Genomic DNA, 13,211 nt, shown 5'->3' with positions numbered 1-13,211 from the left:
TTTTGCCCTATCAATCGTGGATCGAACAGACGCATGACGCCATCGCAAAAATTGGCTCGGGCTCGTCACTGCTTCCAAGCTTGGCTGAACGCTCAGCCTGAAGACGATTCACCGCAAACCATTCAAATTCGCCCGAGTGAAACGAAGGCTGAATGGAGCGAATCGGTTTTCATCTGCGACGGATTCTATCGAGGCCGCCGTTTTCGAACCGATTCGGCATCGGCGATCTGGTTCACGGAAGAGCACGAATTGAAGATCCACGACGCCGATGGATCCTGCGTGGCGACACTCACTTCGGCCGAGATGGAAGCTCAGTTCGCCGCCGCCCAACCTCAGACCGACACAACTCAATCCGAGCCGCTACGTCGAGCAGCCTAATCGGAATGCATCACGACTCGAGGAACTCCAACCGTTTTTCGAGAGCCTCGAGTTTCGCGGTCACGCTGTCGAGCCGATTTTGAATCTTGTCGATGCGGTCGTCATTGGCCGCTTTTGCCGCAAGCGTTTCGGCGGGCTCCGATTTCGCCGCCGTCGCACTCGAAGCATCTTGCTTGTTGATTTTGTCGACCAGGTACAAGCGTTCTTGCGGCGTGTACAAGCAATGCGAAAACGTTTGCCCGCGACCGGGCGGCGTCAATGATTCGACCAGTCCCTTTTCGGTCAGCGAATCCAGTTCGGTTTTGAGCGAATCCAGATCAGGAAACTTGTGCATGCGAGACGCTCGCGTGCGAAGTTCGCCGGCCGTCTGAGGCCCACGCAGCATCAGCTCCGTCACGATTGCCGCCCCGGGACTGTCGACTCCCAACCATTCGTAGGCGGCGTGTCGATACTTCGTCACTCTCCCGCTGCCTTGAATTTCACGGGCAGCACCGGCCGCACGAAGTTCGTCGAGTGCCAGCAATGCATCGGACTCATCCACCTGCATCTGCGGCGATCGATTTGATTTTTGATTGCAGCCCGTGATCAAACCTGCCAACGAAAGCGGGTAGCCGTCGGGAGTCGTCTTGGCCTTTTCAACCAACACGCCCAGACATCGTCTCGCGGTGGCGGACAATGGCTTCGGCTGGCTGGTTTCGTTTTCAGCGGCGTTTTCTTCGTTCATCCAATTTCCTTCTTGGTGCAAACGCTCATCGTAACTTTTTCGCGACTTCTTGGCAGCAACCGAGGATTTCCGCAAGTCGCTCTCTCGAAGCGGGGCTCCAGACCGTATCATCATGCGTTGGGCTGCTCACGAGGATGCGGCCACAAACTTTTCGACTTGTGTAGGTGGAGCCGCTGACGGTGGACACATATTTAATCATCCTGATTGTTCTAGTCGCTTTGCTGGCCATCGCGATCGCCATAGCCGTCTGGAAACCGCGTTTTTTTGTTCGCTGCTTGTTTCGTCCGGTGCTGGAAGTTTTCTATCGAAAACGAGTCGTGGGTTTGGAGAACTTTCCGGCCGAAGGCGGCTGCCTCTTGGTCAGCAACCACATGTCGTGGATCGACGGAATCTTGATTCTGTGGGCTCTTCCGCGAAACGTTCGATTTGTGGTCGATGGTGGAAACTTCACGTCCAAGATCGGTGACTATCTCGGTCGAGCCTTCGATACGATCTTCATGATGGGCGGCCCGAAATCGATCGGGCGAGCCATCCGCGACGCGCGAGAAGGACTGAACAACGGCGACGTGGTGGGGATTTTTCCCGAAGGAACGATCACCCGAACCGGGCAACTGCAAGCGTTCCGTCCAGGGATGACCAAGATCCTGAAGAACACCGATGCGAAGATCGTTCCGGTTCACTTGGAAGGAATGTGGGGCAGCATATTCAGCTTCTCCGGCGGCAACTATTTTTGGAAATGGCCAGACAAACTGCGTCGCACGATCACGGTTTATGTCGGTGAACCATTTCCCGCCGATGCTCCCATCTCGGCCGTTCGCAACAAAGTGCAAGCGTTGGGTTCCCAAGCCCAAATCGATCACCGCCGCGAATTTCCTGTGTTGGCACGACAAGTCCTGCGGGTCTGGCGACGCCGAGGCAAACGACTACAAGCCGCTGACACTTTGGGCACCGAAGTCGGTGGCCGAAAACTTTTGATCAACACTTTGGCACTTCGTCGTTGCCTTCGTCGAGAAGTCTTCGCGAAAGACGAACAGTTCGTTGGAATTTTGCTTCCACCCAGCGTGGGTGCAGTCGCGGTGAACGTGGCACTCGCTGCCGATCGTCGCGTCAGTGCGAACCTGAACTACACCGTCAGCAGCGAAGTGATGAATCACTGCATCCGCGACGTTGGCATCAAGCATGTGCTGACCAGCGACCGCTTCCTCGAAAAGATCGATGTGGAACTGGATGCAGAGATCGTCTCGTTGGACAAACTCAAAGAGAAGGTGAGCTTGGCCGACAAGGTCATCGCTGCATTGCAAGCGACCATCGTTCCAAGCTGGTTGCTCGATCGGATCCTGGGCCTCAACAAAGTCCAAAGCGATGATTTGCTGACGGTCATTTTCACAAGCGGATCCACTGGAATGCCCAAGGGCGTGCTGCTGTCCAACTCGAACGTCAGTCACAACGTCGATGCGGTCAATCGTGCGATCCGTCTCAACACCGAGGACGTCGTCATCGGTGTGCTGCCATTCTTTCACTCATTTGGCTACGCGGTCACTTTGTGGGCAGCACAAACACTGGGGCCCGCGGGTGTCTATCACTTCAATCCTTTGGATTCCAAGCAAATCGGCAAGCTCGCTGAGAAGTACAAAGCCACCGTGTTGCTCGGCACACCGACCTTCATGCGAGGTTACCTGCGACGCATCACTCCGGAGCAGTTCAAAAACCTCGACGTCGCTGTCGTTGGAGCCGAGAAGATGCCAGCCGACCTGTTCGACGCCTTCGAAAAACGTTTCGGCGTGCGTCCTGTCGAAGGATACGGCACGACGGAAATGAGCCCGTTGGTGAGCGTAAACATTCCGCCCTCGCGTTCGGCGGCAAAGTTTCAACCCGACCGAGTCGAAGGCAGCGTTGGACGTCCATTGCCTGGCATCTCAGCGAAAATCGTTTCGCCCGATGATGGAACCGAACTGGACGCGAACGAAGATGGAATGCTGCTGGTCACCGGCCCCAACGTGATGCGAGGCTACGCGAATCGAGACGACTTGACCAAAACTGCCGTCGTCGATGGATGGTACACAACCGGCGATATCGCCCACATCGACAGCGATGGCTTCTTGCACATCACCGGTCGCCTGAGCCGTTTTTCGAAAATCGCTGGCGAGATGGTGCCACACGTTCGAATCGAAGAAGAGCTCGGAAAACTTCTTTCGGAAGGCGATGACGACGATCAAGTTCGTGTTTGTGTCACCGCAGTTCCTTGCGATCGCAAGGGTGAACGAATCATCGTCTTGCACCTGCCAACATCCCAAACTCCGGACTCACTTCGAGAAGGATTGAAAGCGGCCGGGTTGGCCAACCTGTTCATCCCATCAGCCGATAGCTTCTACGAAGTCAGCGAGATCCCGTTGCTCGGAACGGGCAAACTGGACCTCAAAGGTGCCAGAGACCGAGCCGGCGAGCTGACGATGGCGAGCTGCTAATTTGCTCAGCGACATGTCTGCAAGAGCATCGAATTCGCGAACCGATCACATGAGTGTGATCAGTTTGTTGCGCTGCCGATCTCGTCTTCCAAGCTGACTGGCGAATTCAAGTCGATTGCTTCGAATCGACCTCGATACAAAAGGCGTTCCCACCAACGAGCCTTTCTCAAAGATCGATCGCCCGCGTTCACCAAATGGCGTTTGCCACGACGGGTGCAAATCTTCAATTGGCTGTCGTCAAGAACCTCCTCCACGACCCAGTACTTTTCGACAACGTACCGGTAGGTGTTGCCTTTTCCTGCGGCATGAACGTCTGACGCACGTGGTCCCGGCGAAACACTGCTTTTGTGTTTGCGGTAGATCACCCAGTCATTTCGCTGAAATTGATTTGCGGCCAATGTCATTCCTGAGACGCGGACTTGAGACGGGTTTCCCTCTAAGAATGATGGCAGCTTTCGGAAAAGGACACAATTGGTGAAGGGATCGATCTGTCCAGGAACGCGAAATCGCTTCGAGGCAAAGACCTCCAAGCGATTCGCAATGCATCCAAAGACCACAGCGACTATTTCGCGGAAAAGTGGAACACGGTGGTCGTGTCGTACTTCTCACCCGGCTTCAAAATCGACGATGGAAATGAAGGTTGGTTGGGACTGTCTGGATAGTGCTGGGTCTCCAAGCAGAAACCCCCACGATGCACGTAAGGCTTGCCAGACTTCCCTTCCAGCCGACCGTCCAAGAAGTTTCCGCAATAGAATTGGATTCCCGGCTCACTAGTGTGAATCTCCATCATGCGGCCGGTCGTTGGCTCGGACACACGAGCGGCCAACGTCAGCTCGCCCGACTCATCGGACGCATTCAACACGAAATTGTGGTCGTATCCCAAACCGAACTTGAGTTGTTCATTCTCGACACCGACGTCGCGTCCGATCGACTTTGCTTTGCGAAAATCAAACGGCGTTCCTTCCACATCACGTAACTCACCGTTGGGAATCAACGTCGAATCAACCGGAGTGAACTTCGACGCGTTCAACATCAGTTCGTGATCAAGAATCGTTCCGTTGCCCTCACCCGCCAAGTTGAAGTAGGTGTGCTGAGTCAGGTTGATCGGCGTGGCTTTGTCCGTGGTCGCTTCGTATCGGACGATCAACTTGTTCTCATCCGTCCATTGGTAGGTGACCACAACGTTCAAGTTGCCCGGATAGCCTTCTTCACCGTCTTTGGCCAAGTACGACATCTTGAGTGCTGGTTTGCCATCCACCGCGGTCGGCTCGGCATCCCAAACGACTTTGTCGAACCCGATCACACCACCATGCAAATGGTTGGGACCATTGTTGGTCGCCAACGAATAGTTCTCGCCATCCAACGAGAATTCACCGTTGGCGATTCGGTTGCCATAACGTCCAACGATGGCACCAAAGTAAGGCTTGTCGACCGCATTGATGTAGCTTTCAACTGAGTCGTAACCCAACGCAACATCGCCCATTTCTCCATCACGATCTGGAACCACAATCGATGTCACGATTGCGCCAAAGTTTGTGATCTGAACCTTCGCACCGGACTTGTTTTCCAGAGTGTAAAGCTCGATCGAATCAAAGTCTTCGACCTGCATCGCGTCTTGAGCATAGACCGGAATGGCGAGGCATCCGGTCATCAACAAACCCGCGAACCATTGGGCAACTGATTGGTTCATTTGAAATCTCCAAGAAGCGATAAACGTGAATTTGACAGGGGACGTTGGCGAGCGGTCGCGACGGACTCAGATGGCGAAGAAGGCGTAAACACCTAAACACAACAGGACTAAAACGCCACCGACATAAGGTGCTGGTTTCCAAGGTGTCAGGTCAACCAGTTTGGCATCGCGTTGTTCGTAGGGCGAATCTCGGCGGATCCCCATCGCGACCATGATCAATTGCAACGCGACCAAAAGAACGAACACAGCGCCCATGTAGTGGAACCCATTGCCGAAGACCGATGCCAACCATCCTCCGTCACCTCCGCTGAAGAATGTGCCAATCACCATCAGCACCAACCCGACGAGCAGCGCGACCATCGCGGATCGCCCGTCTGCGGTCTTGTGGAACAGTCCCAGCAGAATCACCGATGCCAACGGGATGAAGTAAACACCATTCAAACCTTGGAAAAAGCTGAACACACCGTCGCGTCCGTAGAACACGAGCGGCGCGGCGATGACCGCGAAAATCGCCACGACGAAACTGCAAACCTGGCCCGACAGACGCACCTGTTTGGTGGTCGCGTCCGGTCGAATGTATTGCTTGTAGACATCCAATGAGAACAACGTCGCGGCCGAGTTCAGGACGGAGTTGAACGTCGAAAGTATCGAGCCGATCACGACCGCCGCGAAGAATCCCAGCAACCATTCCGGCAACACTCGGGCAACCAATGCACCGTAGGCTTGGCTCGACTTCCATTCTCCATCTTCGTTGACGCCCACCGAATCGATCATCTCCTGATCACCAGCGGTGACGACCAAGTAGGCTGCGGCGATTCCTGGCAGGACCAAGATCAGCGGTGCCAGAATTTTGAAGAAAGCGGCTAAAAGAACACCCTTTTGACCCTCGGCCAAATTCTTCGCACCGAACGTCCGCTGAATGATTTGCTGGTTCGTGGTCCAGTAAAAAAAGTTCAGCAACAACACTCCGGTGAACAACGTCGGCCAGTGAGTCGATTCATCCTCTGCACCGAGCGAGTGAAAGGCATCAGGGTCGGCTTCGTGAATTTTCTGAAGAGCTCCGCTGATCCCTCCATCATCGCCGGCAACGACTTGCAGCGAGAAGTAGGTGATCATCAATCCGCCCACCAGCAGACCCGCGCCGTTGAACGTGTCGGACACCGCGATCGCACGCAGACCACCAAAAATCGCGTAGGCACCACCGAGCGACGCGATGAAGACGAGCAGCATCCAAATCATTTGGTAGTCGGTGACACCGAACTTTTCGTTCAGCGACAGCATGCTGTTCAGTCCGTTGGCACCCAGGAACAGCACGAACGGCAACAGGATCAGCATGTATGCCACGATAAAGATTCCCGCGGTCAGGGCGCGAACCCCGCGACCGTAACGTTCTTCTAAAAACTGCGGAATCGTGGCGATACCGGATTTCAGGTAACGGGGAAGGAAGACCAATGCCAAAACAACCAGCGATATCCCGGCAACAACCTCCCAACACATCACCGACAGCCCATCGCTGAACGAGTCCGCGTTGAGCCCGACCAATTGCTCCGTCGACAAATTCGTCAACAAAAGCGAACCGGCGATGAAGACTCCCGTCAGCGACCGCCCGGCTAAGAAATAGCCCTCATCCGTGTCCACATCGCTGCCACGCGTTTTCCACCACGTCAAAAACGCCACCATGCCGGTGAAGAAGAGAAAGGAAATCAGCGTGGTGGTGTTCATGGACATCCTCGGGGTTGCATCATGCAAATGGGTTCGCGGCAAGACGACATACCATACAGCGTCATATGGTCGCTTACAGCCGCCACAAAGATTTTTCTGCCTTTCGATGCACGTAAATGGCTCTGATCTTCCCGTCAGGCGACCGATGTCCGCCGATCGCCTCGGAACGGACCAGCAATCCGGCACACACAACTAAGACATATTACCTTTTTGTTCCCGCGAGTGACGTCAGGTCTTTGCCAGCGAATTGGCGTTCCGCTCGTCGGAATTGGAGGGACTGGCTATCGCCCACCGGCTGAATTTCGCAAAATGACTCGTTCCACGCCCGCCCCACCGTCAGGGCATCCGCCCGCTATCCGAATTTTCGCCTGCTCCACACTCATGGCCCAACGTTCACGCAAATCCCGAGACGCTGAGTCCAATCCTGGCGAGAAATCGACCGAAACCGATTCAAAGCCGGACTCCGCAAAAGGCTCCAAACCGAAGCCGGAGCAAATCAAAGTCAATCCAAAGGTGTTCAACGGCGACTCGCAAATTGAAGTCGACGGTATCCAGGTCGACTTGCGAAATCGTTACCTGGCGGCATTTTTGGCGTGGCTGGTTCCCGGTGCGGGTCACTACTACCAAGGTCGCCACACCAAGGGCACTTTGTTCGTGATCAGTATTCTCTCGATCTGGATGTTGGGCTTCGCCTTGGGTGGCTTCCACGTCGTTTACGCCTCTTGGTATCCCGGTGACAAACGCTGGCATTATTTTCTTCAGGCCGGCGTGGGTTCTGCGGCATTGCCCGCTCTGGTTCAAGGCAACCGAATGCGTTTGGCGACGGACAATCGTGGTCGAACCCGCTCGGACTACGAGCCTTTGTGGAATGGTTTCATGGCACCTCCGCATCGTCCCGTCGATGAATCGGAGGCTGACGAAGTTGCCGCTTGGTACGCCCGGCGCGGTTCGGGATACGAAATGGGGACTTGGTACACGATGATTGCCGGGCTGCTGAACTTCTTGGTGGTTTACGACGCGTTTGGGGGCCCCTTGGCAGTGCCGATCAGCGGCCGCAAGAAACGCGAATCGGAATCATCGGAGGGCTCCACCCAAGACGGAGACGCTTCGCCCGCGTTTGCGGAAGGCGTCTGAAGCAATCACACTTTTCCTGCGATACCCATCGCCTTTTCTATTCAGCTGACTTTTCTGTCGAAGGACGCGCGTTGAACAAGCCTGCTCGCTCCAAACCTCATGTGGCTCTGACGGTCGAGACCGCGACCGTCTACGGACGTGAAGTTCTCTCCGGAATCATGCGTTTTATGCGAACGCAAGAAGACTGGTCGGTCTTCCTCGAACAACGCGACCTGATGACCTCGCCACCTTCGTGGTTGAACGACTGGCAGGGCGACGGAATCATTTCGCGAGGATCTACGGACGAGATGATCGAGGCCGCAGTTCAGCGGAACATTCCCGTGGTCGAACTGAATGATCGCAGCGAAGTCGATAAAGCTCACGTCCGCAGCGATGACGCCAAGATTGGCGAAATGGCGGCTCGACATTTGATGGAACGCGGGTTCCAACACTTCGCCTTCTGCGGCTTCGACTTCGAAGCTTGGTCGCAACGACGCGAAGAAGCTTTTGTCAAAACGATCCAACAAGAAGGTGGCCACTGCGACTCCTTCAATTCGCCATGGATGAACCTCGCACGCCCCTGGGAAGAAGACCAGCAAGCGATCTCGCAGTGGCTGCAAACGCTCCCCAAACCCTGCGGAATCTTCACCTGCAACGACTTGCGAGGCCAACATGTCCTGGCCGTTTGCTCGACATTGGAACTGACCGTCCCCGAAGAAGTTGCCGTGATTGGCGTCGACAACGACGAACTGCTGTGCCAGTTCTGTCAGCCGCCGCTTTCCAGCGTCATCCCGAATGCGGAAGCCGTTGGGTTCCTGGCTGCTGAACGTTTGTCCCGTTGGATGAAAGGCGAATCGCATCACGAATCACAGCAAGTCGTGGCCCCGACCGGTGTCGCGACTCGCTTGTCGACCGATGTCGTCGCGATCGATCACCCCGAGGTCGCATCAGCTTTGGCCTACATTCGCCAACATGCTTGCGAAGGACTGACCGTCGACGAAGTCTTGCAAAACGTTGCCGTTAGCCGCAGCACCTTGGAACGGCAACTCCGCCGATACCTGGGGCGAACGCCACAACAAGAAATCCGCAACGTCCAGCTCAAACGCGTTCGAGAACTGTTGGTCACCACCGAAATGGCCGCCGAGCAGATTGCTTATCGGGCGGGGTTCGATCATCCGGAATACATGCATTATGTGTTCAAACGTGACCTGGGAATGACCCCCGGCCAGTACCGGCAAAGCGTCCGCGGCCAAGAAAACTGACTTTCGACCGCCGCGACTCAGCCGGATCGGCCGCCAACACGAGCGATTTCCGTTGGAAATGCTTGGTGAACGCAGTAAGAAAATTTGGCTTGGGGGCCGAAACCAAGTATACTGATCCGACCTTGATCGCTCCCGGTCTAGCCTCTCAACCACCGATTTGCAGCCTTTTTCAGGTGTGGTGGTTTGTTCGGCGACGGGATCGCTCACGCAGGGTGCCGAATCGATGGTGGATTTCGCCGTCCAACAACCATCTTTGATTCAGCGCCCGACCATTACTTCTCCCTGCACACTGATTCTCAGGATGTTGACCGTGAATCGCCACACCTTCTCTCGCTGCACCCCAACTTCGTTCTTCGGAATGAGCTCTCTGATGTGCGTTGCCGCTCTCGGTTTCGCCGTCGCGAGTTTTGCATCGCCTTCCACTGCCAACGCTGGTGGCGAGGAAGCAGTCGTCAACGGCTTGTTCGAAGCCATGGACGCTGGGACCGTCGAAGCCAAGTTCATCCCTCAGTCGTCGGCAAAAGCCAACCTGTTGGTCAAGAACTTGACTGACAAACCTCTTCACATTCACGTTCCTGCAGCCTTCGCTGGTGTTCCTGTTCTTGCTCAAGGCATGATGGGCGGCGGCATGGGAGGCATGGGCGGTGGCATGGGAGGCATGGGCGGCGGCATGGGTGGCATGGGCGGTGGCGGTGGCGGTCAAGCCATGGGCGGCGGTGGCGGCATGGGCGGCGGCATGGGAGGAATGGGCGGCGGCATGGGTGGCGGCATGGGAGGAATGGGTGGTGGCATGGGTGGCTTCATGCGAGTCGCACCAGGACGCACATCCAAGATGGCCCTCAACACAGTTTGCCTCGAACACGGCAAGCCAGAGCCAAACGCCAAAATGAAATACACAATCGCTCCGCTCGACAAAGTCACCAAGGACCCAGCCGTTGCCGCTTTGTGCGAAGCTCTTGGAAATGGAGTCATCGCTCAAAACACCGCTCAAGCCGCGACTTGGCACCTGACCGACGACATGTCCTGGAACGAGCTTGCTGCTAAGAACCGCAAGGAAAGCCAGTACACCGGCAACGAGCCTTACTTCACCTCGTTCGAATTGCGTGCAGCATCCAACGTGGTGAGCGAAGTCAAACGCATCGCTCAGAACCACCAGGACAAACTGGAATCGAGCGAAAAGACCAAGGGTGGCCTGACCTTGGACAACAGCTACGGCGGCTGAGTTTGCCCGTCGCCGAGTGACATGCCAAAGCGACCACAGAGAGTGGTCATGAATTAGAAACCAACTTTACCTGCGAGGACTCAGTGGTCCTCGCAGGTATTTTTATGCCCGTTGGTTGCGTTCAGCGACAGCACTCGCTGAACTGAAGAATCAGTCGTCGTCCGAAGCGACGGCTTCTGTCTTTCCGGCCTTCAATCGCAAGAATGCGTCGAAGAAACCCTGCAGTTCGCTGCCATCGAGCACGCTGTTGAAGTTGCCGACGTAGTGGCCCGTCCGAGCGTCTTTGACTCGTTGATCGGGATGCAGGAAGTAGTTCCGAATCTGGCTACCGAAACCGGTTCTCGCCTGAGTCTCGTACTTCTTGGCTTCCTCCGCTTCGCGGCGTTCCTCTTCCACCCGAGCCATCTTTGCCCGCAACATTTTCCAGGCGGTGTCCCGGTTCTGGTGCTGACTTCGTTGGTTCTGACACTGCACGACCGTGTTGGTCGGAATGTGGGTCAAACGAATGGCACTGTCCGTTTTGTTGACGTGCTGACCACCCGCTCCACTGGCCCGATACGTGTCTTCGCGAACATCCTTCTTTTCGATGTTCACCTCGATCGAATCGTCAATCTCAGGCGAAACACTCACCGCAGCAAAGCTCGTCTGACGCTTGCTTTCGCTATTGAACGGGCTGATCCGAACCAACCGGTGCATGCCTTCTTCGCCCTTCAAATAGCCATACGCCATCGGCCCCCGAACCGCGATCGAGGCATGGTTGATCCCCGCCTCCTCGTTTTCCTGACGGTCGAGCAGTTCGATTTTGTATTCCTGGCCCACCGCCCAAGCGGAGTACATCCGCAGCAGCATATCGGCCCAGTCGTTGGCATCCGTCCCACCGTCGCGAGCGTTGATTGTCACGATCGCACCGGCGGAATCGTTCGGTCCGTTCAGCAACGCCTTGAGTTCGAGATCGTCCAGGACAACCTCGAGCCGATCAATCTCCGAGCGAACCTCGCCCTCGATCGAATCGTCTTCCTCTGCCATCTCAAAGAGGGCTTCCAAGTCCTCGGCTGATGACTCAAGCTCATTCAAAGGAGAGACGATTCCCTTCAGACCCTTCAGCTGCATCACAACCTTTTGAGCTGCTTCGCTGTCGTCCCAAAAATCGGGAGCTCCCATCTGACCTTCGATTTTTTTGATCGCGTCGTTTTTGCCAGAGTGGTCAAAGAGAGTCCTGAAGCTGGACCAGGCGGCTGCGGATCGCTTGGCTGCGTTGTGTTAATTCAGCGTCCATGACGAAATGTCCCTCTCGGATATGATGGTAAATAGGCGAGGCCGTGCACGGCGTGTGCAAGGCCCGCCAATTGTTCTTTTTTGGTTATCGGATTCTACATGTCTCGCGTGGTTCTCGCGATGAGTGGCGGCGTTGATTCCAGCGTCGCAGCCCACCTGCTTTTGCGTGACGGTCACGAAGTGATCGGTGTCTTCATGCGCCATGGCGAAGCCTCCGCCGCCGCTTGCCGAATCGATTCCGACGAGCCCCAAAATGCGAATCCGCTGAACCTGCCGGTGCTGGGCGATTCCGCAGGCGGAAAACGAGCCGACCACAAACAAGGCTGCTGCAGCGCGACCGATGCCGCCGACGCCCGCCGAGTCGCGATGTCGATGGGTATCCCGTTCTACTCGCTCGATCTGCAAGAAGACTTCCGCAAGATCGTGGACTACTTCGTCGACGATTACCTCGCCGCACGTACACCCAATCCATGTGTGAAGTGCAATCACTGGATCAAGTTTGGCCGCCTGTTCGATTATGCCGATGGTGTCGACGCTGAGTTCGTCGCGACTGGACACTATGCGCGGATGGTTCATTCCAACGGCCGGTCCGAACTGCATCGCGGATTGGACGGGCACAAGGACCAGTCCTACGCTTTGTTCGGAATCGACCCAGCCCGCTTGCCACGCATGATGTTGCCCGTCGGCGATTTCACCAAACCCGAAATTCGCGAAATGGCGACGTCGCTTGGACTGGGTGTATCGGACAAAAAGGACAGCCAAGAAATTTGCTTTGTCACCCAAGGTCATCACAGCGACTTCGTCAAATCGCGTCGCCCTGAAATGGTCGGCGCAACCGCCGGCGAAATCGTGACCACCAATGGCAAAGTGGTCGGCGAACACAACGGCTTCGAAGCCTTCACCATCGGCCAACGCAAACGACTCGGTGTCGCGATGGGAGAGCCACACTTTGTCATCCGCATCGAACCGGATACCCGCCGCGTTGTGATCGGGCGATCAGAAGAATTGCTGCGTCCGGGATTGATTGCGGATCAATGCAATTGGTTCGTGACACCGGAAGAACTTGCCGAGGCCAAATCAGTCGGCATCCAGATTCGTTACAACGGAAAACCTCACCCCGGCCGTGTTGAGATTGACGAATCCGATCCAACTCAAATGAAGGTGATGTTCAGCGAACCACAAGCTGCGGTCGCACCGGGCCAAGCCGCCGTCGTCTACGACGGAGAACGAGTCCTCGGCGGAGGCTGGATCACTCAAGCCATCGATCGTGATAGGGGTAGGGAAGTCCGGTTGAGCCGGACTCCCCTCCCTCAGAACCGTACGTGCGGTTCTCCCGCATACGGCTCGCCAGTCAGTGGGT

The 13,211-nt window shown here is 55.9% G+C and carries 11 protein-coding genes; 6 read left to right on the top strand and 5 right to left on the bottom strand.

Annotation, left to right across the window (positions count from 1 at the left end):
* Nucleotides 1–33: 33 nt before the first annotated feature.
* Nucleotides 34–378, top strand: coding sequence for a hypothetical protein (locus CEE69_RS14080; protein ID WP_099261277.1), 345 nt, complete (start codon nt 34–36; stop codon nt 376–378).
* A gap of 10 nt (nt 379–388) precedes the next feature.
* Here the strand turns inward: CEE69_RS14080 and CEE69_RS14075 are convergent, their stop codons facing one another.
* Entirely contained in the window at nt 389–1,102 is a 714-nt protein-coding gene (locus CEE69_RS14075) for a YceH family protein (RefSeq protein ID WP_099261436.1), read from the bottom strand.
* Nucleotides 1,103–1,266: 164 nt separating this feature from the next.
* On the opposite strand from CEE69_RS14075, the gene CEE69_RS14070 reads away from it, so the two are divergent.
* Nucleotides 1,267–3,567: an AMP-binding protein gene (locus tag CEE69_RS14070; protein WP_099261276.1), complete on the top strand. Its 2,301-nt coding sequence runs from the start codon at nt 1,267–1,269 to the stop codon at nt 3,565–3,567.
* A gap of 59 nt (nt 3,568–3,626) precedes the next feature.
* On the opposite strand, the gene CEE69_RS14065 is transcribed toward CEE69_RS14070, so the two are convergent.
* From CEE69_RS14065 to CEE69_RS14055, 3 genes are all read right to left on the bottom strand, one after another.
* Entirely contained in the window at nt 3,627–3,971 is a 345-nt protein-coding gene (locus CEE69_RS14065) for a hypothetical protein (RefSeq protein ID WP_099261275.1), read from the bottom strand.
* Between the two features lie 158 nt (nt 3,972–4,129).
* Nucleotides 4,130–5,257 carry an aldose epimerase family protein gene (locus CEE69_RS14060; RefSeq protein WP_099261274.1) on the bottom strand — a complete coding sequence of 376 codons (1,128 nt, stop codon included), beginning with the start codon at nt 5,255–5,257 and terminating at the stop codon, nt 4,130–4,132.
* A 66-nt stretch (nt 5,258–5,323) separates the two neighbouring features.
* The gene (locus tag CEE69_RS14055) at nt 5,324–6,979 is read right to left on the bottom strand and encodes a solute:sodium symporter family transporter (protein ID WP_233215219.1); all 1,656 of its coding nucleotides are present in this window, start codon (nt 6,977–6,979) and stop codon (nt 5,324–5,326) included.
* Nucleotides 6,980–7,360: 381 nt separating this feature from the next.
* On the opposite strand from CEE69_RS14055, the gene CEE69_RS14050 reads away from it, so the two are divergent.
* The 3 genes from CEE69_RS14050 to CEE69_RS32840 all read left to right on the top strand — a co-directional run bounded on the left by CEE69_RS14050 (nt 7,361) and on the right by CEE69_RS32840 (nt 10,576).
* Nucleotides 7,361–8,113 carry a DUF6677 family protein gene (locus tag CEE69_RS14050; protein ID WP_233215218.1) on the top strand — a complete coding sequence of 251 codons (753 nt, stop codon included), beginning with the start codon at nt 7,361–7,363 and terminating at the stop codon, nt 8,111–8,113.
* Between the two features lie 71 nt (nt 8,114–8,184).
* Nucleotides 8,185–9,354 (top strand): AraC family transcriptional regulator, encoded by a 1,170-nt coding sequence (locus CEE69_RS14045; RefSeq protein WP_315852526.1) that lies wholly within the window; start codon nt 8,185–8,187, stop codon nt 9,352–9,354.
* Between the two features lie 301 nt (nt 9,355–9,655).
* Nucleotides 9,656–10,576, top strand: coding sequence for a hypothetical protein (locus CEE69_RS32840; RefSeq protein ID WP_199169872.1), 921 nt, complete (start codon nt 9,656–9,658; stop codon nt 10,574–10,576).
* 150 nt (nt 10,577–10,726) lie between these two features.
* Here the strand turns inward: CEE69_RS32840 and prfB are convergent.
* A protein-coding gene (prfB, locus tag CEE69_RS14020) for a peptide chain release factor 2 (RefSeq protein ID WP_390179973.1) occupies nt 10,727–11,852 on the bottom strand; the annotation gives its coding sequence in 2 pieces (ribosomal slippage) (nt 10,727–11,782 and nt 11,784–11,852; 1,125 coding nt in all).
* A 98-nt stretch (nt 11,853–11,950) separates the two neighbouring features.
* On the opposite strand from prfB, the gene mnmA reads away from it, so the two are divergent.
* The coding region (gene mnmA / locus CEE69_RS14015; protein ID WP_233215217.1) for a tRNA 2-thiouridine(34) synthase MnmA at nt 11,951–13,211 on the top strand (1,261 nt) is incomplete at its 3' end.

It is taken from the genome of Rhodopirellula bahusiensis, from assembly GCF_002727185.1.
GTDB lineage: Bacteria > Planctomycetota > Planctomycetia > Pirellulales > Pirellulaceae > Rhodopirellula > Rhodopirellula bahusiensis.
Note: the sequence above shows the minus strand (reverse complement) of the source record. Positions and strands in the feature narration are given on the sequence as shown.